Below are 21,272 nucleotides of genomic sequence, written 5' to 3' on the forward strand. Positions count from 1 at the left end.
TCCGATCGAATGGCAGAAATGCACGCTTTCGCTATCTAAAGGGCGGGAAGACCACGATTGCGGGCCGTTCGCCCCGATCGCGGCTGATGTCGAGGCGGGTATGTTTCCCAACGCAGCGGGAACGAACAATGGTGGTAACAGGTCCATGCCGGCCGTACCAAGCACTGCCAGCAAAGCTGATAATTCCGCGGAATATCACACCCGCAGCGCTGACATCCCCCGACGTGACCATACGTTGGCAGCGGCCCGCAGTTCGGCGTCGACGCGCTGGCTGATCGTGTGCGCCGCATCAAAGAGGCTGGTCGCCAAGTCGTACCTGTCGCCCAGTCCCAAGGCGCCGCTGATTTCTTCGACGTACTGGGCCGACAGCAGATCATGTCCGCGCCCGCAGGCCCGGTGAAGTTCGGTGCGGACGTCCAGCACCGTGCGACAGGCGCCGCGCAACGACGTGCCACGGTCCTTCGGCCGACGCACGGCCAAGCGGCCGGGACCCTGTGCGGCAGTCAGCGCATCGAGCAGCTGAACATCGCGTAAGCCGCCGCGGCCACATTTCAGATCGGGTTCGGCGCTACCCGCTATCTCCCCGCTGCGCTGCCACCGGGCATGTGTCACATCGACGAGCTCGCCGTAACGGATGCCGATTCTGTGGCGCCATTGCTGTCGGACCCCGGCGATGAGGCGTGTCGACAGCAGCTCGTCGCCGGCGATGTGGCGTGCGTCCAGCATGGCCAGGGCGGCGAGGATATCGGAGTCTGCAACGCGCAGCGCCTGCGGAATTGTGCGCACGCTGTGATCGAGACGAACATTGGCGTCCCACAAGGGATACCAGAGCAGTTCCGCCGTTCGCCGGACTGCGTCGGCAGGCATGCCGTCGTGCACCAGCAGCAGGTCCAAGTCCGAGTGCGGAAGCAACTCGCGGCGGCCCAGCGAACCGGTAGCGACAACCGCGAAACCACTTCCGGCCACCACCCCGATCTCGCTCGCCTTGGCAACCAGCCACGACTCGTGCACCTGGCGCCACATTTGCCGCAGGGCGACCGAATCCCATTGCGCTGACGTGGCACACCGCAGTGCCGCTCGAACAGCAACTAGGTCGGTTGCGGAGCAACTACGTCGACGCTGCTCAGGGCTCGTGGTTGGACCCCCGCGGTTCATGGCGGTCTACATCGACTCGGATCGCACTACCGGCTCATACCGCGTCGGCGCCACGTTCACCGGTGCGCACCCGGACCACGGATTCCACCGCGCTGACCCACACCTTGCCGTCGCCGATCTTGCCGGTGCGTGCCGCCCGCACGATGACCTCGACGATCTTGTCCACCGCGAAGTCGTCGACCAGCACCTCGATCCGCACCTTGGGAACGAAATCGATCGAGTACTCGGCACCGCGGTAAACCTCGGTGTGGCCCTTCTGCCGCCCGTATCCCTGGACATCACTGACCGTCATCCCCAGCACTCCGGCCTCTTCCAAGCCAGTCTTGATGTCCTCCAACGTAAACGGCTTCACGATCGCGGTGATCAGCTTCATCTTCTCTCCTGTCTTCAGCCGAGTGAGCAAGAACCGCACTGCCGGCACTCACGAGGTCATAACCGCTTTGGAGGTGCTCGGCCTCATCGATGCCCGAAGCTTCATCCTCGGCATCCAGTCGCAGTCCGATGGTGTATTTGAGGATCAAGGCCAAAATCGCCGTTCCGACGGCCGAATACACCGCAACGCTCGACGCCCCGATGGCCTGGCGCCACAGCTGATCGAAGCCGCCACCGTAGAACAAGCCGGGCGACACGTCGGACGCACCGTCGATGGCCGCCGTGGTCGGCGCCGCGACCAGGCCCACCAGCAGGGTTCCGACGAGGCCTCCGACCAGGTGCACTCCGACAACATCAAGCGAATCATCAAAGCCGAAGCGATATTTCAGGCCCACTGCGAGTGCACAGGCTACGCCGGCAACCGCGCCGACAACCAGCGCGCCGACGACATCGACCGACGCGCACGCCGGGGTGATCGCCACCAGTCCGGCGACAATGCCCGACGCTGCACCCAACGAGGTGGCGTGGCCGTCGCGGATCCGCTCGGCCAGTAGCCAGCCCAGCATCGCAGCGGCTGTCGCGACCGTCGTGGTGACGAAGGTCGAGCCGGCAACACCGTTGGCGCTGACCGCCGATCCGGCGTTGAATCCGTACCAACCGAACCACAACAGGCCGGCCCCGAGCATCACCAACGGCAGATTGTGCGGCCGTATCGGAAGGGTCGGCCAGCCTTGGCGTTTACCCAGGACGATCGCCAATACCAAAGCGGCCATGCCGGCATTGATGTGGACGGCGGTGCCGCCCGCAAAGTCGATCGCATGGAGCTTGTTGGCGATCCAGCCGCCGTGCGGCGCGGTGGTGTCGTCGAATGCAAACACCCAGTGGGCGACAGGGAAATACACGACGCTGACCCACAGGGCGGCGAACAACAGCCAACTGCCGAACTTCATCCGATCTGCCACCGCTCCGGAGATCAACGCGACCGTGATGATCGCGAACATCATCTGGAATCCCACGAAAACGGTCTGCGGTACCGTGCCGACCAGCGGAATCTCGACCGCAGGTGTGCCGCTGAGCGGATCGGCAGCGACCGCGTTGACGCCGATCAGACCCTTCAATCCCCAATAGTCCGTTGGGTTTCCCGCCAGGTTGCCAACATCATCGCCGAAGGCGAGCGAGTAACCGTAAAGCACCCACAGCACGGTCACCACGCCCATGGCGCTGATGCTCATCATGATCATGTTCAAGACACTCTTGACCCGGACCATGCCGCCGTAGAAGAACGCCAGACCGGGCGTCATCAAAAGCACCAGGGCGGCGCTGGTCAGCATCCAGGCAGTGTCGCCGGTGTCGGGCACCCCCATCGTCGGGAACTGATCCATGCACCAAACCTCCTCCGCCGCGACCGGTTGCCATATGAACCAGGCTGGTCATAACCATGCGCAACAGTTGTTTCGGCACTAGCGCCGCTCCGTTGCAGATGTGTGACCACCTGCTCACAGCTGTGAGCCAGCAAGAGCGCAGGAAAGGGCCCGACACGCCACCGAGGCGCAGAAACTGAGGTTCGCTGCCGGGTTAGGCGACCGCGCTAGGTACCTGCACCGGGCGCGCCCCCGGCGCCCCCGGCACCCCCGTTACCGCCGACGTTGGACTCGCCGGGCCGGCCCGCACCACCGGGGGTGCCTCCGCCGGACCCACCGTCGCCACCGTCGCCTCCGGCACCGCCGGAACCGACAGAACCGTTGCCGCCGGCACCACCGTTACCGCCGCGGCCACCCGAACTGCCGGTCTGGTCGGCGGCTGCGCCGCCGTTGCCACCATCACCGCCGTCCGCGCCGATCCGGCCGCTGCCGCCGGCACCACCGACTCCCCCGGCACCACCGTTCCCACCGGTTGTTCCGAAGCCGCCGGCGCCGCCCGCGCCGCCGTTGCCGCCGTGGCCTCCGGTGCCGAACGGGTTGGTCAGACCTGCGCCACCCGCACCACCGGCGCCGCCGTCGCCGTCGTCGCCGGCCTGTCCGGCCGCGCCGATCCAGCCGGCACCGACGCCGGCGGCACCGCCTCGCCCGCCGTCGCCACCGTCACCGCCGTTACCACCGTTGGGCTGGCTGGCGGTGCCGACGCCGCCGGCGGCCCCCACCCCGCCGACACCACCGGCGCCGCCGTTACCGCTGAAGCCCAAGAGCCACCCGGCGTTACCACCGACGCCGCCGTTGCCGCCGAGACCACCGTTCAATGCGGTCACGTCGGGGCCGTTGACGCCAGCCCAGCCGGAGCCACCGCGCCCACCGGTTCCACCGAAGCCCCAACCGGCCAGGGAGTTGCCACCCGCACCGCCGGTACCCCCGGCATGCGTCACCAACGACGTGCCGTCGAAGGTGTCATGGAAGCCGGTACCGCCCCGGCCGCCGACACCACCGTCGCCGAACCACATTCCGCCGGTGCCGCCCTGGCCACCCTCGCCGGCCTCGATCACCACGCCGCCCGTGCCGAGGTAGGCGGCGGCGCCCTGACCGCCAGCACCACCGTTGCCGAACAATCCGGCGTCGCCGCCGTCACCACCCACGCCCCCGTTGACCCCGGCGACGCCGGCCGCACCGTCACCGCCGTCGCCGAACAGGAACCCGCCGTCACCAAGGTTTCCCAGACCCAACCATCCGAACAACGAGTTGTTGACCCCGTTGAAGCCGTCTATACCGTCGCCGATCAGGTCCCGGCCGAACGTCAGCACAAAGGGCGTGTTGATCAGGTCGATCAGCAGCTGGTTTCCGGCGTTGTGCAGGAAGCTCTCCAGGGCGTCGTGGATCGGGAGATAGAAGCTGTCCTGATAGAGCTGAGCCCAGTCAGCCGGTACGAACGCGTTGAAGTCGACGCTGCCCGGGTCGGCGCTGGCCACGCCGACGTCGCCGAGATCGACGCCGGCCGGGTTCATGTCGGCCGTGTCGAACCAGGTCCCGGGGTCGAAGAAGTCGAAATCCGCCTGGGCCGACGGCGCGGCCGCCAGGGGCGCCACGGCGAGCATCAGCGCCGCCGCCGCACCGCCCATCGCGCGACTCATCCGACCAGTTGCGCTACCACCCCGGTGCCCGGCACGACGGCGAAGACGACGATTCATTGCATTGACCTTTCTACGACTAATCCGTATTGACTGGCCGAAGCCGACTTAGGCGGGGGTGATCGTGTCGAGGCCGAGGAAATCGCCGATCCAGGACAGATCGGGATTCCCATCAACAAATGACCCGAGGGAGTTCAGGAAATCCGACGAGTCCCCCGCGTCGGTCGCCATCGCCGAGCCGCCGAACAGGCCACCGAACAGCGGGGTCGGGTCCTGGATATCGAAAAAGACGCGCTGGGCGGCGTTCCACAGGATCGAGAACGGCTCCTGCTCCATAAACGACCCCCACACGTAGTTCGCCGGGTCTCCCAGGTCACGAAATGCCGCCTGAACGCCCTGCGACCAGGCATCGCTCAGGGCGGCATTGATCTGGTCCCAGCTGATGTTGCTGGGCAGCAGCTCGAAGCTGAACGAGGTGGGCACATTGGCCGGTCCCTGGTTCCAGCCTTCGGTGAGGCTGCCGTAGCCCAGGTTCACCAGGATGCGCATGCTCGGCTCCAACAGGTCGGCCAGTGGGTTGCCCCAGACCGGGTTCAGCCGCAGCAGGTCCAGCAGCGGCAGGGACTCGCTGGGGATCATGTAGTAATTGGTGAGACCGTTCCCGCCGGTAGTTTCCAGCGGGATGGCGTTGGCAATGTCATCGGCGCTCAGTCCGAAATATCCGTCGTGCAGCAAGAACATGCCGGCAACCGCATTGAGATCGGCCAGCAGATTCAGCGGATAACGCGGAAAATCGGCGAAGCCGTCGTATTCCATGGTGTAGACGTCGGTGGTGAAGTAGTCCGGGGTCGGATGCCCGAGGGTCATCCCGTTCCAGAAAGTGAGATCCCCGCCCCAAAAGTTCAGCAGCTCGATCAGGCCACCGTTCGGGTTCGCGGAATTACCGACGAGCACAAAATGAACGTCTTGGGCCCCCACTCCCTCGTGGTGAAGCTGTTCCATTGTCATCGACGACATCGCCGAACTCTGCGAGTAGCCGAAGACGTACACCGGGTTGTTGGCGTTGACTCCTCCACCGGCGATCTGATTCTCAATCGCCTCGGCAAGGATCTGGGCGCCTTGGACTTCCGAGACATTGCCCGGGAAGTACAGCTGGGGCGTGAACAGAGACTCCGCAGTTCCGGTAAAGCCGTGCGGCTGTAGGTACAACAGGTTGGCGGCGTTGACGTAACCCTCCGACGGCAACGGAATACCGCTGCCGCCCATGACGAACGCGATGTCACCCGCGGCGAGCGCTATGTCCGCCGACACCGCGGCCGACACCCGCGCAGACAGCGGCGATACCGTGGCAAGCCCCGCCATGCCGGCGAAGACTGCGAGAACGCTTACGACAGCGAGAACTACACGACCACGGCGGAGCGAACGCCCCCCCTGTGGACCGGTCATCGCGACGACACCAGCCATGGAAACCCCTTGAAATGCCCTTCAACGCACCGCCGAACGCGGAAACCCACCCGAAATTAGATCACCCGCAACAGTTTTAGTCAGTAGTTCCGCGGAAAGCCAGCCAGATTGACATAACTGTCGTTATTGCGGCGTGATAAAAAAGCGGCCTTTCGCCTTCCCCGAATCATGAAGCGGACGGCGGTCCAAGTAAGGTGCCCTTCGTGGATATTAATGGAGCAAGCGCGATCGTCACCGGTGGCGCATCAGGAATCGGCGCGGCCACTGCCCGCCAGCTGGCCGACAGGGGTGCACGGGTCGTCGTCGCCGACCTGCAGGCAGACAAGGGTGAGGCGCTGGCCCACGAGATCGGCGGCGTGTTCGTGTCCGTCGACGTGACCAGCACCGAGCAGATCATCGACGCGGTCAACACGGCGACAGACCTCGGCCCACTGCGGGCGCTGGTGAACTCGGCCGGTATCGGCTGGGCCCAGCGCACCATCGGCAAGGACGGCGAATTCGAGTCGGCGCACAACCTGGACGCCTACAAGAAGGTGCTCGCCATCAACCTGGTCGGCACCTTCGACTGCATCCGGATCGCCGCCACCGCGATGAGCCGCAACGAGCTGACCGACACCGGCGAGCGGGGCGCAATCGTCAACATGACCAGCGTTGCGGCTTTCGACGGCCAGATCGGCCAGGCCGCCTACTCGTCGTCCAAGGGCGGCGTTGTGGGCCTGACCCTGCCGGTTGCCCGTGACCTGTCGGCGGCGGGCATCCGGGTCAACACCGTGGCTCCCGGCCTCATCGACACCCCGATCTACGGCGAAGGCGAGGCCTCGGAAGCCTTTAAAGCCAAGCTCGGCGAGTCCGTGCTGTTCCCGCACCGGCTCGGCAAGCCCGAAGAGCTGGCATCGATGGTGTTGGAGCTGCTCACCAACTCCTACATGAACGCCGAGGTCGTCCGCGTGGACGGCGGCATCCGGATGCCACCGAAGTAGTTCGCGCACCTGAGGTTGAGATTGCGTCCAGGGTCGCGTACACCGCAGAATGTACAGCCCTGGACGCAATCACAAGCAACGTCTAGGGGCGTGTGGGAGCGCGCCGGCGCGTGGCGCCCCAGAGCCCAACGCCGATGCCGACAACCGCCCCGCCGAGGCCGACGATCTGCTGTCCGCGCTTGAGGTCGGCGTGCACGCTGATCCCGCCCAGCAAGTCGGCCGCGTCGGCGCCACCGGATGCCAGGAACCAGCCGCGCGTGTCGCGACCGCGCAACGCCGCGTTCAGGAGTAACCCACCGATCAGCGCGTCGCGGTAACCCATCGAACGAAGCAGCAGGCGCGCGGAAGGCCCGGGATCGTCCGGCTCTCCCCACAACCGATTCGCCCGAAGAGGATCTACCAGAACGAGATCCCCGACGCCAGCCGGATACTGCCCGCGACCAGCGCGGCACGGTCTTTGATCATGGACCGCAGCCTAGGGCCCGACGCCTGCGCCCGAACCTACTTCCAGGCGAACACCGGTTGCTCCAACTCGTCGACTCGGTCACCTCGACCCTCCAGGCACAGCCACCGCACTTGCAACAGCACCGCGCCCGTCGGCGCGTGAATGAGGTCGTTGCCCAATGGGATCTGCACGACCGGACGCGGGCTCTCCGGAATGCTGACGAAGCGCGGCGAATCATCGCGTTGCAGCTGATGCAGCCCCACGCGATAGACCGCCACCACTTCAGCCGGCTCGGGACGGAGATCGAGCCGACCCCCGCCCCAGATCACCACGGGCGTGATGACGTATCCGGAGCGAGTCGGATAGTCGTCTAGTACGCCCAGCACAGCCGAGTCGGGCAACCTGATGCCGACTTCTTCGTCCAACTCACGCAGAGCCGCATCGACCGCGGTTTCGCCGGGATCCAGGCGGCCGCCGGGCAGCGCCCATTGAGCAGCATGCGAGGTGAGACGAGAGGCCCTGCGGCACAAGAGAAAGGCAGCTCCCCCGGATACATCGACCATGCGGCCATCAAGACCAGCTTCCGGCAGGGGCCGCCCGGCGATCCAGTCGTCCACGGGCGCAGGGTCGACCCGGTCTTCGGCGACTTCGGAGTCCACGATCACCACCGCGACGGCCGCGTGCCGCTTCGACGGGTCGGTCACGGCACGGCGGTCGTGCCCGTCCAGATGCGCCCGGATCCGTTCCCGCAGCGCCTCGTCATAACTGATCGTCACCGCTCGACCATAGGCGGCGTGGCGGGAACGATCCTCAGCCGGCGGCCCACTCCTTGGCGCGTTCGACTTCGTCGAGGCCGAACACCTTGAGCTCGCCGGGAATCATCCACTCCAACGCGTGCAGGACATGAGCGACCCAGTCCTTGTCGGACACCACCGCGATGCGCTTGAACGCCGAATGATGCGGCAGAACGGCGCCCAGCCCGAGCTTGATGTCCTCGGCCAGCCCGCCGGGCCCGAAACCCTCGTAGTCGGAGTCGATGACCTCGACGATGCGGACATCGCCGCCCTGCAGAAGCTCGTGCAGCGAAGGCTTGATCTCACGCAGTTCGTCACCGCGAAGTCGCCCGGAAACACGAAGCCCGGTCACTCCCTGCGGCATGTCTGGCAGTAGCTCGATCATAGGGACGCTCCTTTTCGGCCGATGCCGCCACTGTAGTCCGGGGACCGTCGACTATTCGAAGTCGTTGCCGTGGGACTGGTGTTCGCGGAGCCGGGTCGCGAAGGCCATCCAATCGCCGGCCTCGGCATCTTCGAGCAGACTCCGATGTTCGGCGAGCACGAGGTCTGGCTGCCCGCGGACCGTCGAGTTGCGCACGATCGCGAGGTGCTGTCGATCTTGCAGCCGGTCGTAAAACGCCAGCATCGTGGCGTTGTTCGCGAGCTCCACAAATGCCCGATGAAACTGCATCGCCAGGGCCGCAAAGCCGGGATAGTCGCGCCGGTACAGCGCCTGCTCTTGTCCGTCGAGGTTTTCCCGCAGACGCGCGGCCAATTGATGCCGCGCCTCAGGGTTGCCCAGTTGTACACCGGCGCATTCAAAGGCATGCCGCACCTGGTCTGACTCGCGGATCTCATCGACGGTCAGTTCACGTACCAGCGCACCGCGCTTGGGGTAGATCCGCACCAGCCCCTCATCTTGCAGACGCCCCAGCGCCGCACGCACCGGTGTACGGCTCATTGACATCGACGCCGCCAGAGTCGACTCGCTGAGCATGGCCCCGGCGGCGAACTCGCCGCTGAGAATGCCCGCGCGAATCAGGGCGTGAGCGCGCTGCGCGGAATTGACCGTCACGTCGCGCACGTGGACCTCCTGATCGCCTGGGGGACACTCTAGGATACCGCTAGTATCCTAGTTGCATCTGGCGCAGAAAACCTCAAGGAGTGCAGTGACAACACCAGTGAGCGGGCACCAGCCGACGGAGCCTCCTGCGCAGGTACTGGCATTCGCCGATCGCGTCACTGAAGCGCTGGACGCCGCCAGCCTCGCGCTGCTCTTGAGCCTCGGACACCAAAGCGGCCTGTTCGATGCCTTGGCCACCCTGCCGGAACCGGCAACCAGCACCCAGATTGCCCGGCTCGCCGGACTCAACGAACGCTACGTTCGCGAGTGGTTGGGCGGCACGACCGTGGCCGGCGTTGTGGAGTACGACCCCGCCAACGAGACGTATCGATTGCCGCAGCACCATGCCGCGGTGTTGACCCGCGCCGCCGGGGCCGCCAACTTGGCGCGCGTCGCGCAGTACATCGCACTGATGGGCGAGGTCGAGCAGAAAGTCTTGGGCTGCTTCCAGCGCGGCGGCGGACTGCCCTACAGCGACTATCCCCGCTTTCATGCGGTGATGGCGGAGCGAAGCGGGGAGGTCTTCGACTCAGCTCTGATCGACGTCGTCCTCCCCCTGGTCGAGGGCTTGCCGCAACGGCTCCACGAGGGTGCAGATGTGGCCGATTTCGGCTGCGGCAGTGGTCACGCCGTCAACGTGATGGCCCAGGCGTTCCGCAACAGCCGGTTCACCGGCATTGACTTCTCGTCCGAGGGCATCGCGCGAGCGACTCGGGAGGCGGCTCAACGGGGACTGGCGAACGCCACCTTCGAGAGCCACGATCTGACGACGTTCGACCGACCGTCGGCGTACGACCTCGTCACCGCATTCGACGCCATCCACGATCAGGCTCAGCCCGCACGAGTCCTGGAGAACATCTATCGATCCCTGCGGCCGGGGGGCATCTTCTTGATGGCTGATTCGAAGGCGTCAAGCAACCTGGCAGACAACATCGGTATTCCCATGAACACCTACCGCTACACGGTCTCCCTGATGCACTGCATGCCGGTGTCGTTGGCCTTGAACGGCGCCGGTCTGGGCACCATGTGGGGCCGCCAAGCCGCGATGTCGATGCTGGCCGACGCCGGTTTCACCCACGTGGAATGCACCGAGATCGACGCGGATCCGTCGAACTACTACTACATCGCGACCAAGCGCTGACGTGAAGGAGACCCAGCCATGCTGCCGGTGGTGAACTTCGCGCTGCTCGACCGTTCCGATGAACGCATCCGGCTCCGTGAAGTCACCCACACCATTGGTTTCTTCTACCTCGTTGGACATGGTGTTCCGGCGGAGCTGGTCGGTGGACTGGACGCCGTGGCACGCGAATTCTTCGCCTTACCCGAGCCAGACAAACTGGCGATCGAACTCGCGCGCAGCCCACACTTTCGCGGCTACTCGAGAGTCGGCGGTGAGTTGACCAATGGCGAGGTGGACTGGCGCGAGCAGATCGACTTCGGCCCCGAGGCCGACGCCATCGACGGCGCTGCCGGCCCGCAGTGGTTACGGGGACCCAATCAGTGGCCGTCGGCTATCCCCGCGATGCCGGAGCTGATCGGGCGCTACCAGCAGGAGATGAACAGAGTCGCGCGTGAGTTGTTGCGGCGCTGGGCGCAAGCTCTGGGCTCGCCGTCAGAGATATTCGATTCCGCTTTCGGCGCCCAACCCGCGTCGTTGATGAAGCTGATCCACTACCCGCGACGGCCCGCGAACTCCAGTGGCGACCAGGGAGTTGGCGCGCATAAGGATCCGGGAGTCATGACGCTGCTGCACCTGCAGCACGACTCGACGGGATTGCAGGTGCAATCGCTCGACGGCGAATGGCTGGATGCCCCGCCGCTAGACGGCGCATTCATCGTGAATATCGGTGAGCTGCTGGAAGTCTCAAGCCAGGGCTACCTACGTGCCACACCGCATCGGGTGCTGACACCGGCGACCGCCCCGGCACGCATCTCGATCCCCTACTTCTTCGGCCCAGCGCTCGACGGCGTCGTACCCACCCTGGCACTACCGCAGGATCTTGCCGCCAAGACCCGGCCGATCAGCCACGACGCCAACAATCGGCTCCACAGCACCTACGGCGAAAACATGTGGAAGGCCAAGAGACGCGCCCACCCCGACGTGTTCGCGCGGTGGCATGACGGTGACCCGGAGGCCTGCTAGCCGTGTCCGATCAGCCCGCGTTGCGCGCCAGGTTGATCGCGTAGTCGCTGACGAAGTGTCCCGCCGCGGGTTCCCCGGAGCCGCAGCTGCCGTCGGACTCCCCGACCCGCTTGACCCACAGGTAGGCGTCGGCGTGCTGCCCGGCGGTGTCGGCGGTGGGCGGCGTGCCCAGCGCGCGTCCGCTGGGGTTGCACCAGCCGAACGGGTCTCCCTCGGCCGGGCCGTTGCCGTTGCGGGAGGTGTCGATGACGTAGTGCGCGCCGCCGGTCATCCCGGAGATCTCTTCGCCGTAACCGATTTCCTCTTCGGTGCTGAAGTAGTTCGTGGAGTTGAGGGCGAAGCCCCGCGCGCGGCCCACCCCGGCCTGGTTGAGGCGGTTAGCCATTTCACCGGCGTTGACCCAGCGCGAGTGCCCGGCATCGACGTAGACGGCGGTGGCCGGGTTGCGGCCCAGCGTGTCGACGGCGTAGCTGATCAGGTCGAAGCGCTCCTGGCGCTGGTCGCCGGAGAGGCAGTCGGCCATCGCGAGCGCGTCGGGCTCGAGGACGATCGCGGCCGGGTTGCCGCCGATCCCGTCGGCGATGCTGTCGATCCAGGCGCGGTAGGACGCGCCGGAGGAGAATCCGCCCGCGGCGTAGCTGCCGCAGTCACGGTGCGGGATGGCGTAGAGCACCAGCACCGGCATGGCACCGGCCGCCGCCGCCGCACCGGTGTGACGGGCCACAGTCGAGCCGACCGAACCCGCACCGAACGCGTGGTCCAGCCAGTACGCCTGCGGCGTGTTGGCTACCCGGGCCAGCTCGGCGCTCTCCGGCTGGGCATTGGAGGCATGCATCGCCTTCGAGATGGGATCGACATAGAAGGGCATGCCGGCCAGCGGGTTGTCCCCGTCGGCGTGGGCGGGGGCTGCGCCCGCCAGGGCCGCAGCGGCAAGGAGGGGGGTGAGGCAGCGCGCGACTGCACCAAATGCTGAGGGGATCACAGGCAAAAATTACCTCACCGCCGACTTGAGGTCACAAGAAGGTCACGATCGCGGCCGGATCGCTCAGCCGAGCAGCGCGTCGACGAAGGCGCCCGGCTCGAACGGAGCCAGATCGTCGGGTCCCTCACCGAGCCCCACCAGCTTGACCGGCACTCCGAGCTCCTGCTGCACGCGGAAGACGATCCCGCCTTTGGCGGTTCCATCCAGCTTGGTCAGCACCACCCCGGTGATGTCGACGACGTCGGCGAACACTCGGGCTTGGGCCAGGCCGTTCTGCCCGATGGTGGCGTCCAGGACCAGCAGCACCTCATCGACGGCAGCCCGGCGTTCCACCACCCGCTTGACCTTGCCGAGCTCGTCCATCAGACCGGTCTTGGTGTGCAGTCGTCCCGCGGTGTCGATGACCACGACGTCGGCGCCTTCGGACACGCCCTTGTCGACGGCGTCGAAAGCGACCGAGGCCGGATCGGCGCCCTCGGCGCCGCGCACCACCTCGGCCCCCACCCGCGCTGCCCAGGTCTGCAGCTGGTCGGCCGCGGCGGCCCGGAACGTGTCGGCCGCCCCCAGCACCACGCGGCGGCCGTCGGCCACCAGCACCCGGGCCAGTTTGCCGACGGTGGTGGTCTTGCCGGTGCCGTTGACCCCGACCACCAGCAGTACCGACGGGTGGTCGTCGTGCGGCAGGGCCCGAATGGAGCGCTCCAGACCGGGCTGCAGCTCGGCGATCAACACGTCGCGCAGCACGGCGCGAGCCTCGGCTTCGGTGCGCACCTGACCGCCGGCCAGCCGTCCGCGCAGCTGAGTCACCACCGATTCGGTGACGACGGGGCCCAGATCGGCCACCAGCAGGGTGTCCTCGACGTCCTGCCAGGAGTCCTCGTCGAGGTCTCCGCCGCCCAGCAGCCCGAGCATGCTGCGGCCCAAAGCGTTCTGCGACTTGGCCAACCGACCGCGCAGACGTTCCATCCGGCCGTCGACAGGTTCGATCGCGGGTGCTGCCGGTTCCGCTTCGGGCAGTTCGACGTCGGTGATGGTCCGTTTCGGCGCGTCACGCGGAACGGTCGCGTCGTCTCCGATGACGGGGGCCGGTGGCTCCGAAGCTTCAGTCCGGCTGAACGTGATGCCCGATTCGGCGGCGTAGCCCCCAGAGCGGTCCAGGCTCTCGCGTTGCGGCGCCGACAGATTGATACGCCCTCGGCGGTGACGCACCAGACCGAAGATCAGTGTGGCGATGACGACGAGGGCGGCGGCGACCGCTAGGGCAATCCAGAGACCTTCAGACACTTCGCCATTGTTTCAGGGCTGCGAAGGGCAGGGCTTGTCGGTGGTGCCCGGCAGACTGCGGTCAACACGCCTTGGGGCGTAACCTGCGAGTATTCGAGTTGCCATCCAGAGGGGGTGTCATGTCCGTGCTGGCAGATGATCGGCCGTTCGACCTGATGACCCTGGAGCAGTGGGACGCACTTGAGGTCGCCCACACGCGACGGTGGGAGCTCAGCGAGGGAAGCATCATCATGTCGCCGCGCCCACAGGTCACCCATCAACGGATTTCACGACAACTCATCGGCCTCCTACAAGATCACCTGCCCGACGGGCTCGAGCCGCTGGCCGAGATCGAGGTCACCACCATCGCGTCGTTCCCGCCCAGTGTCCGAGACCCGGATATCGCCGTGATCCGCAGCGAAGCGGTCGAGGGACGTACTGTTCGTGTCCCGGCAACCGATGTGGTGCTCATCGTCGAGATCGTCTCGGCGGGCTCGCGCAGCATGGACCACGTGATGAAGCGGTACGAGTACGCCAAGGCGGGCATCGAGCACTATTGGATCGTCGACCCCGAAGCGCCGTCGGGCGAGTGGTTCCTCGCATACCGTCTCGACGGCGAGGAGTACCGGCCGATCGCGGCCGTTGCCGGAGAACAGGTACACATGCACGAGCCGGTCGACATACGGTTCACCCTCGGCCAGTTGGCCGGCTAGCTCTGGCTGGAGACCAGCTCCTCGCCCCGGATGCGTTGGGAGATCACCGCGGTGATCCCGTCGCCCTGCATGGTCACCCCATACAGCGCGTCGGCGACCTCCATGGTCGGCTTCTGGTGGGTGATGACGATGAGCTGCGAGCGGGCCCGCAGCATCTCGAACAGCGACAGCAACCGGCGCAGGTTGGTGTCGTCGAGCGCGGCCTCGACCTCGTCCATGATGTAGAACGGCGACGGGCGGGCCCGGAAGATCGCGACCAGCATCGCGATCGCGGTCAGCGACTTCTCCCCGCCGGACAGCAGCGACAGCCGCTTGACCTTCTTGCCGGGCGGACGGGCTTCGACGTCGACGCCGGTCGTCAGCATGTCGCTCGGGTCAGTCAGCAGCAGCCGGCCTTCCCCACCTGGGAACAGCGCCGCGAACACCTCGGTGAACTCGCGCTCCACGTCGGCGTAGGCGTCGGTGAAGACCTGCAGGATGCGCGCGTCGACCTCGGAGACCACGTCGAGGAGGTCTTTGCGGGCCGCCTTGACGTCCTCGAGCTGGGTGGACAAGAAGTTGTAGCGCTCCTCGAGCGCCGCGAACTCCTCAAGCGCCAGGGGGTTGACCCGGCCCAGTTCGGCCAGCTCGCGTTCGGCACGTTTGGCCCGGCGCTCCTGGGTGGCGCGGTCGTAGGGCATCGGGGCGGGCGCGGTCACCAGCTCGCCGCGTTCGCGGGCCTGCTCGAATTCGGCCATCTCCAGTTCGGTGGGCGGCAGCGCGACGTCCGGACCGTATTCGGCGATCAGGTCTGCCGAACTCATACCGAACTGTTCGAGCACGGTCTGTTCGAGCTGCTCGATGCGCAACGCGGCCTGCGCCTTGGCGACCTCGTCACGGTGCAGCGACTCGGTGAGCGCGGTCAGCCGGGTGCTCAGGGAGTTCACCTCGTCGCGGACGGCGGCCATCGCGGCGGCCCGCTGCTGGCGCTCGCTGGCCAGGCCGTCGCGGATCCGCGCCGCCGCGATCACCACATGGTGCAGGCGCTGGGCCAGCGCGCTGCCGGCGTCGGCCACCGCGGCCGCCGTCGTCGCCGCGCGTGCGCGTGCGGCACGGGCCTGCTCGGCGCGTAGCCGCGCCTCGCGTTCGGCCGCGGCCGCCCGGCGCAGGGAGTCCGCCTTGCCGCGGACCGCGTTGGCGCGTTCCTCCGCGGTACGCACCGCCAGCCGGGCCTCCACCTCGACGCTGCGCGCCGCCTCCGCGGCTGCCGCGATCTGTTGGCGGTCCACCGGTTCCACGGCTTCGGTGGGCTGGTCCTCTTCGGCGTTGCGCAGCCGGGCCTCGAGCTCGCCGAGCTCGGTGACGGTCTGGGCTCGGCCGGCCTCGAGCTCGTCACGCTCGCGCAGCCGGCGGCGCCACTCGGCCTCGGCGGCGCGCGCCTCCTGCCCCAGCCGGCCCAACTGCTCGTGGGTCGCGGCGATGGCGGCGTCGGACTCGTTGAGCGCGGCCAACGCCTGCTCGGTGGCGTCGCGGCGCGCCGATTGCTCGGCCAGTGCTCCCGCCAGGGCCGCGCCGAGTTCGCCGGCCTGCGTCTCTGCGGCGGCCAGCTCGGCGCGGGCCTTGTCGATCTCGCTGTTGATCTCCAGGGTGGACGGCTTGCGATCCGATCCGCCGCTGACCCAGCCGGCACCGACCAGGTCACCGTCCAGCGTCACCGCGCGCACCCCGGGGCGCGCAGCCACCAGGTCCAGCGCCGTGGGCAGGTCGGCGACCACCACCACCGCCGACAGCATGGCCGTCATCGCGCCGCGCAGCCGATCGGGGGCCTCGATCAACTCCAGTGCCCACAGCGCTCCGTCGGGCAGTGCCGCACGCTGTTCCGTGGCAGGCAGCGGCCAGTCCCCCAGCACGATCGCGGCCCGGCCACCGTCGCCGGTCTTCAGCGCGTTCAGCGCCGAGCGGGCCGCGCCGGCGTTCTCCGCGGCCAGCGCGTCGGCAGCAGACCCGAGCACCGCGGCCAGCGCCGCCTCATAACCCGAGCGCACCTTGACCAGCTTCGCAATCGACCCGAACAGCCCGGGATCAGTGTGGTTCGCCGCGAGCCAGGCGGCGCCGTCCCGGCGTTCCAGCCCCATCGACAACGCCTCGATACGGGCGCGCAGCGAAGCCACCTGTCGCTCGGCGGCGCGCTCGGCGGCCTGCAGTTCGGCGACGCGCTCCTCGGCCAGCTGCAAGGTGGCCACGGTCCGCTCGTGGTGCTCGTCCAGACCGACCTCGCCCTGATCGAGCTCGGAGACCCGGCCTTGAACCGTTTCGAACTCGGCCTGCGCGGCCTGGGCCCGCGCGGCGGCCTCCTCGATACGCGTCGACAGCTGCCCGACGTGAGTGTCGATCGACTCGACCCGCGCCCGAATCGTCTCCACCTGACCGGTCAGCCGGGCCAGGCCCTCACGCCGGTCGGCTTCAGCACGGACCGCCGCCAGATGCGCCTTCTCCGCCTCGGTGCTGCGGCGCTCCCGTTCGGCCAGCTCTGCGCGGGCCGCCTCCAGCCGGATACCGGCCTCGGCCAGTTCGGCCAGGAGTTGCTGCTCGGCCGCAGCCACCTGCTCGGCCTCGGCCTCCAAGGCGTCCGGGTCGACGCCGGCGGTGGTGATCGGCTCCTCGTCGAGATGTTGGGCGCGTTCGCTGGCGATTCGCACCGTGGCGCTGACCCGCTCGGCGAGCGCGGAGAGCGAGAACCACGTCTGCTGGGCGGCCTCGGCGCGATGGGTCAAGCTGGCGACCGCGGACTCGTGAGCGGTCAGTTCGTCGGCAGCCACCGCGAGGCGTTCGGTGATCTGGTCGTGTTCGCGACGCAACGTCGCCTCGGCGTCGGTGGTTCCGGCGAACTCGGCCTGCCGCGAGACCAGGTCGTCGGCGGTCAACCGCAGCTTGGCGTCGCGAAGGTCGGCTTGGATGGTGGCGGCTCGCCGGGCGACTTCGGCCTGGCGGCCCAGCGGTTTGAGCTGGCGGCGCAGCTCGGTGGTCAGGTCGGTCAGGCGGGCCAGGTTGGCCGCCATCGCGTCCAGCTTGCGGACCGCCTTCTCCTTGCGCTTACGGTGCTTGAGCACCCCGGCGGCCTCTTCGATGAAGGCCCGGCGGTCTTCGGGCCGCGACTCCAGGATCTGCGCCAGCCGGCCCTGGCCGACGATGACATGCATCTCACGGCCGATGCCGGAGTCGCTCAGCAGCTCCTGGACGTCCATCAACCGGCAGCTCGCGCCGTTGATCTCGTACTCGCTGGCTCCGTCGCGGAACATCCGCCGGGTGATCGAGACCTCGGCGTACTCGATCGGCAGGGCGTTGTCGGAGTTGTCGATGGTGACGGTGACCTCGGCGCGACCGAGCGGGGCGCGCGAGGAGGTGCCGGCGAAGATGACGTCTTCCATCTTGCCGCCGCGCAGCGTCTTGGCGCTGTGCTCCCCCATCACCCAGGCCAACGCGTCGACCACGTTGGACTTGCCCGAACCGTTGGGTCCGACCACGGCGGTGATACCCGGTTCGAAGCGCAGAGTCGTCGGCGCAGCGAAGGACTTGAAGCCCTTCAGCGTCAGACTCTTGAGGTGCACGGGGTGTGAGACTACCGGTCTAGCGTTCGGCGAATCCGTCGATCGGGTCTCCGGCGTCCGTCCAGTCGGCGACGACGGTGTCCACCCGGCCCGGCGTGGCGCCACCCTGCAGCAGCTCCAGCAGGCGCTGGCAGTCCGCGCGGGGTCCCTGAGCGACGACGTGCACGCGGCCGTCTGGGCGGTTGGCGGCGTACCCCGTCAGACCCAGCTCCAGCGCCCGCGAACGCGTCCACCACCGAAATCCCACGCCCTGGACGTGGCCGTGCACCCAGGCGGACAGGCGGACGTCAGGACCGGTCACCGGAGTCGACCTCGAAGCGCACCTCGGTGCCGGATTTCAGGGTGCGGCCCACCGTGCAGACCTGATCGATCGCCCGGTGCACGACGGTCAGCAGGCGCTGCTTGTCGGCGTCCTCCAGGCCCGACAGATCCAGCTCCAGAATCTCTTCCAGCAGCGGATAACGCTCCTGCTCACGATCGGCGGGCCCGGACACCCGGATCGTCGCTGAATAGTCATCGCCGAGCCGGCGGGCCAGCGGTGCGTCACTGGACATTCCGCTGCACGCGGCAAGCGCGATCTTGAGCAGCTCCCCGGGGGTGAAGACGCCGTCGACGTCTTCGCTGCCGACCAGCACCTGTGCGCCCCTCGAACTGCGTCCGGTGTAGCGGCGGGTTCCGGTTCGTTCCACCCATAGTTCCGTCATGGGGACATCTTGGCAGCCCCAGGCTCGCCTTCGCCGAATGTGAACTCAGCGCGACAAAACTATCGATTTCTCGGCGTCATTACACGCTCGGTGAACGGTGCCAAGGCGCGTAGTCTCATCTGGATCATGCAGGTAGCGATCCCACTCTTCCCGCGATTCACCGCCTTGGACGCGATCGGGCCCTATGAGGTGCTGCAACGGATTCCGGGTGTCGAGGTGATTTTCGTCGGGCACCACCGCGGCGAGGTTCGCAGCGACAACGGCATGCTCGGAGTCCTCTGCGACGCCCGATTCGACGAGCTGACCGCACCGGATGTGATCGTCGTCCCTGGCGGTATCGGGACGCGGGCATTGCTCGACGACGCGGAGTTACTCGACTGGGTGCGCACTGCCCACACCCACACCAGGTTCACCGCCTCGGTGTGTACCGGCTCGCTGCTCTTGGCCGCCGCGGGGATCCTGGATGGCCTGACCGCGACCACCCATTGGGGGGCCGTCGAGCTGCTGGAACACCTGGGCGCCCGCTATGTGGAGCAGCGCGTGGTCGAGCATCTGCCGCAGCGGATCGTCACCTCCGCGGGGGTCTCCAGCGGCATCGATATGGCGCTGCGGCTCGTCGAACTGCTGGTGGACACCGAAACGGCGTGCGCCGTCCAATTGCTGATCGAGTACGACCCGCAGCCCCCATTTGACTGCGGATCGCTGGCCAAGGCCGGCGAGGGCGTCCGGCGGCGGGCCGCGCAGCTGCGGCGCTGACGCACCCGGCAGTCGCGGGCATACTGGTCCGTTATGGCCACCGTCGTCGCCTTCCACGCTCACCCCGACGACGAGGCGATCCTGACCGGGGGAACCTTGGCGCGAGCGGCCGCCGAGGGGCATCGCGTGGTTGTGGTGGTAGCGACCGACGGACGGGTCAGCAATGACGACGGCGATCGTCTCGTCGAATTGCGTTCGAGTGCAGAGATTCTCGGCGCGCACCGGGTCGAATGTCTGGGCTTCGCCGACAGTGGCTTCGGGGCGGAGTTCTATCCCGACCCGCCGGGGCGGGTCAGGTTCGCCCGCGCCGACATCGAGGATGCGGCGCAGCGACTGGCAGCCATCCTGCGTGACGAAGACGCGGATCTGCTCCTGAGCTACCAGCCCAACGGCGGCTACGGCCACCGCGATCACGTGCGGGTTCATCACGTCGGCAAGCGGGCCGCGCAGATCGCGGCGACACCGCGGGTGCTCGAGGCGACGATGCCCCGGGAACTGTTGGCCCGGATCGCCCATGCGGCGCGACTACTGCGGCTGCCGGCCCCCTACGAGCGCGACGTGGTGCGCACCGCGTACGCGCCGGGGGCGAGCATCACCCACCGGATCAACGTGTTCGGGTTCGCCCGGCAGAAGCGGGATGCCTTCGCCGCGCACCGCTCCCAGATCGGCGCCAACCCGGCCGCGGCCCGCCTTTTCGCAGTGTTGCTGCGGCTTCCCCCGCAGGTGGCCGGCCTGATGTTCGGCCGGGAGTGGTTCGTCGATCCGGCGCTGCCGCCGGGGCGGGTGTGCCGCGACATCTTCGAGTGAACTGGGGCCACCGCGGCGCGGGACGACGACGGCGCGAGCGTGCGCAGAATGCCACGATTTGCGGCGTGTTGGCGTGCAAACATGCACGTTCGCCGAAAAGAGAACGACAGTCAGCGTTGGCAATTCGGGCAGAAGTACGACGATCGGTTCATAAATTTCACCCGGCGGATCGGCGTCCCGCAACGCCGGCACGGCTCGTCTTCACGGCCGTAGGCGTCCAATGACCGGCTGAAGTAACCGGATTCACCGTTGACGTTGACGTAGAGCGAATCGAACGAGGTACCCCCGACGGCCAGGGCGTCGTTCATCACCTCTGCGGCGGCGCCCAGCAGTGCCCGCAGCCGCGGCCGAGACAGCCGATCGGCCACCCGGGTGCCGCGAATCCCGGACCGCCACAGTGCTTCATCGGCGTAGATGTTGCCGATACCCGAGACCACGGTCTGGTCGAGTAGTTGGCGTTTGATCTCGGAGTGCTTGCGCCGCAACACTTCGACCACCGCTTCGACATCGAAGTGCGGATCCAGCGGGTCGCGGGCCAGATGGGCGACCGGAACCGGCAGCACGCTGCCGTCCACGGCGACCAGGTCGGTGAGCTGCCACCCGCCGAACGTCCGCTGGTCGACGAAGCTGACCTTCGTACCGTCGTCGAGCACCGCGGCGATCCGCAGATGCCTGCTGTCGGGCAGCTCGCCCAGCAGCATCTGACCACTCATCCCCAGGTGCACCACCAGCGCCTCGTCCGTACTCAATAGCAGCCAGAGGTATTTACCGCGCCGGTCGGTGCCGGTGATCCGGGCGCCCAGCAGTCGGCCGGTCAGATCGGCGGGGCCGGCGTCGTGCCGGCGCACCGCCCGCGGATGGTGCACTCGCACTGCGGTGATCGTGCGCCCGACCAGGTGCTCGTTCAGGCCGCGCCGAACCACCTCGACCTCGGGGAGTTCGGGCAT

At 67.5% G+C, this 21,272-nt stretch carries 19 protein-coding genes and 2 pseudogenes; 6 read left to right on the forward strand and 15 right to left on the reverse strand.

The annotated features are described in order from the left end of the window. Positions 1–204: 204 nt before the first annotated feature. The 5 genes and pseudogenes from ABW16_RS11320 to ABW16_RS11340 form a co-directional block, all read right to left on the reverse strand. A pseudogene (locus tag ABW16_RS11320) lies at positions 205–1,155 on the reverse strand ([protein-PII] uridylyltransferase family protein); the annotation flags it as partial. Positions 1,156–1,189: 34 nt separating this feature from the next. Then, positions 1,190–1,528 (reverse strand): P-II family nitrogen regulator, encoded by a 339-nt coding sequence (locus ABW16_RS11325; RefSeq protein WP_047319280.1) that lies wholly within the window; start codon positions 1,526–1,528, stop codon positions 1,190–1,192. Next, the gene (locus ABW16_RS11330; RefSeq protein ID WP_047319281.1) at positions 1,434–2,909 is read right to left on the reverse strand and encodes an ammonium transporter; all 1,476 of its coding nucleotides are present in this window, start codon (positions 2,907–2,909) and stop codon (positions 1,434–1,436) included. The genes ABW16_RS11325 and ABW16_RS11330 overlap by 95 nt, the downstream gene beginning before the upstream one ends. Before the next feature lie 206 nt (positions 2,910–3,115). Then, complete coding sequence (locus ABW16_RS27745; protein ID WP_157864237.1) at positions 3,116–4,585, reverse strand: hypothetical protein; 1,470 nt, start codon at positions 4,583–4,585, stop codon at positions 3,116–3,118. Between the two features lie 105 nt (positions 4,586–4,690). Then, positions 4,691–5,944 carry a PE-PPE domain-containing protein gene (locus ABW16_RS11340; RefSeq protein WP_047319282.1) on the reverse strand — a complete coding sequence of 418 codons (1,254 nt, stop codon included), beginning with the start codon at positions 5,942–5,944 and terminating at the stop codon, positions 4,691–4,693. A 305-nt stretch (positions 5,945–6,249) separates the two neighbouring features. Here ABW16_RS11340 and ABW16_RS11345 point away from each other — a divergent pair, with 305 nt between their 5' ends. Then, the gene (locus tag ABW16_RS11345; protein WP_047319283.1) at positions 6,250–7,026 is read left to right on the forward strand and encodes an SDR family NAD(P)-dependent oxidoreductase; all 777 of its coding nucleotides are present in this window, start codon (positions 6,250–6,252) and stop codon (positions 7,024–7,026) included. A gap of 82 nt (positions 7,027–7,108) precedes the next feature. Here the strand turns inward: ABW16_RS11345 and ABW16_RS11350 are convergent. The 4 genes and pseudogenes from ABW16_RS11350 to ABW16_RS11365 all read right to left on the reverse strand — a co-directional run bounded on the left by ABW16_RS11350 (position 7,109) and on the right by ABW16_RS11365 (position 9,331). Continuing rightward, positions 7,109–7,491, reverse strand: a pseudogene (locus ABW16_RS11350) (DUF4267 domain-containing protein). Between the two features lie 36 nt (positions 7,492–7,527). Further along, positions 7,528–8,247 carry an NUDIX hydrolase gene (locus tag ABW16_RS11355; protein WP_047319284.1) on the reverse strand — a complete coding sequence of 240 codons (720 nt, stop codon included), beginning with the start codon at positions 8,245–8,247 and terminating at the stop codon, positions 7,528–7,530. A gap of 34 nt (positions 8,248–8,281) precedes the next feature. After that, complete coding sequence (locus ABW16_RS11360) at positions 8,282–8,650, reverse strand: SpoIIAA family protein (RefSeq protein ID WP_047319285.1); 369 nt, start codon at positions 8,648–8,650, stop codon at positions 8,282–8,284. Between the two features lie 51 nt (positions 8,651–8,701). Beyond that, positions 8,702–9,331: a GntR family transcriptional regulator gene (locus ABW16_RS11365; protein WP_047319286.1), complete on the reverse strand. Its 630-nt coding sequence runs from the start codon at positions 9,329–9,331 to the stop codon at positions 8,702–8,704. 136 nt (positions 9,332–9,467) lie between these two features. On the opposite strand from ABW16_RS11365, the gene ABW16_RS11370 reads away from it, so the two are divergent. Both ABW16_RS11370 and ABW16_RS11375 read left to right on the forward strand, forming a co-directional pair. Beyond that, a complete protein-coding gene (locus tag ABW16_RS11370; RefSeq protein ID WP_047319407.1) occupies positions 9,468–10,511 on the forward strand; it encodes a methyltransferase domain-containing protein in 1,044 nt (347 codons plus the stop codon). A gap of 18 nt (positions 10,512–10,529) precedes the next feature. Continuing rightward, on the forward strand, positions 10,530–11,513 hold the full coding sequence (locus ABW16_RS11375; RefSeq protein ID WP_047319287.1) for an isopenicillin N synthase family dioxygenase: 984 nt from the start codon (positions 10,530–10,532) through the stop codon (positions 11,511–11,513). Between the two features lie 10 nt (positions 11,514–11,523). On the opposite strand, the gene ABW16_RS11380 is transcribed toward ABW16_RS11375, so the two are convergent. Together ABW16_RS11380 and ftsY are read right to left on the reverse strand one after the other, a co-directional pair. Continuing rightward, a complete protein-coding gene (locus tag ABW16_RS11380; protein WP_047319288.1) occupies positions 11,524–12,495 on the reverse strand; it encodes a glycoside hydrolase family 6 protein in 972 nt (323 codons plus the stop codon). Between the two features lie 63 nt (positions 12,496–12,558). Continuing rightward, positions 12,559–13,779: a signal recognition particle-docking protein FtsY gene (gene ftsY / locus ABW16_RS11385; RefSeq protein ID WP_047319289.1), complete on the reverse strand. Its 1,221-nt coding sequence runs from the start codon at positions 13,777–13,779 to the stop codon at positions 12,559–12,561. 119 nt (positions 13,780–13,898) lie between these two features. On the opposite strand from ftsY, the gene ABW16_RS11390 reads away from it, so the two are divergent. After that, positions 13,899–14,471, forward strand: coding sequence for a Uma2 family endonuclease (locus ABW16_RS11390; RefSeq protein WP_047319290.1), 573 nt, complete (start codon positions 13,899–13,901; stop codon positions 14,469–14,471). Here the strand turns inward: ABW16_RS11390 and smc are convergent. The 3 genes from smc to ABW16_RS11405 are packed head-to-tail and all read right to left on the reverse strand — an operon-like array spanning position 14,468 to position 18,762. Then, positions 14,468–18,058, reverse strand: coding sequence for a chromosome segregation protein SMC (smc, locus tag ABW16_RS11395; RefSeq protein WP_047319291.1), 3,591 nt, complete (start codon positions 18,056–18,058; stop codon positions 14,468–14,470). The two genes, ABW16_RS11390 and smc, sit on opposite strands and share 4 nt — an antisense overlap. 19 nt (positions 18,059–18,077) lie before the next feature. Further along, complete coding sequence (locus tag ABW16_RS11400) at positions 18,078–18,359, reverse strand: acylphosphatase (protein ID WP_047319292.1); 282 nt, start codon at positions 18,357–18,359, stop codon at positions 18,078–18,080. Next, positions 18,346–18,762 (reverse strand): OsmC family protein, encoded by a 417-nt coding sequence (locus ABW16_RS11405; protein WP_047319293.1) that lies wholly within the window; start codon positions 18,760–18,762, stop codon positions 18,346–18,348. The genes ABW16_RS11400 and ABW16_RS11405 overlap by 14 nt, the downstream gene beginning before the upstream one ends. A gap of 126 nt (positions 18,763–18,888) precedes the next feature. On the opposite strand from ABW16_RS11405, the gene ABW16_RS11410 reads away from it, so the two are divergent. Together ABW16_RS11410 and ABW16_RS11415 are read left to right on the forward strand one after the other, a co-directional pair. Beyond that, the gene (locus ABW16_RS11410) at positions 18,889–19,518 is read left to right on the forward strand and encodes a DJ-1/PfpI family protein (protein WP_047319408.1); all 630 of its coding nucleotides are present in this window, start codon (positions 18,889–18,891) and stop codon (positions 19,516–19,518) included. Between the two features lie 33 nt (positions 19,519–19,551). Then, positions 19,552–20,325 (forward strand): PIG-L deacetylase family protein, encoded by a 774-nt coding sequence (locus ABW16_RS11415; protein ID WP_047319294.1) that lies wholly within the window; start codon positions 19,552–19,554, stop codon positions 20,323–20,325. A gap of 110 nt (positions 20,326–20,435) precedes the next feature. Here ABW16_RS11415 and mutM read toward each other — a convergent pair whose 3' ends face one another. Further along, positions 20,436–21,272 carry a bifunctional DNA-formamidopyrimidine glycosylase/DNA-(apurinic or apyrimidinic site) lyase gene (gene mutM, locus ABW16_RS11420; protein WP_047319295.1) on the reverse strand — a complete coding sequence of 279 codons (837 nt, stop codon included), beginning with the start codon at positions 21,270–21,272 and terminating at the stop codon, positions 20,436–20,438.

Origin of the sequence: Mycolicibacter heraklionensis (assembly GCF_001021505.1) — a bacterium.
In the GTDB taxonomy this organism is placed as follows: domain Bacteria; phylum Actinomycetota; class Actinomycetes; order Mycobacteriales; family Mycobacteriaceae; genus Mycobacterium; species Mycobacterium heraklionense.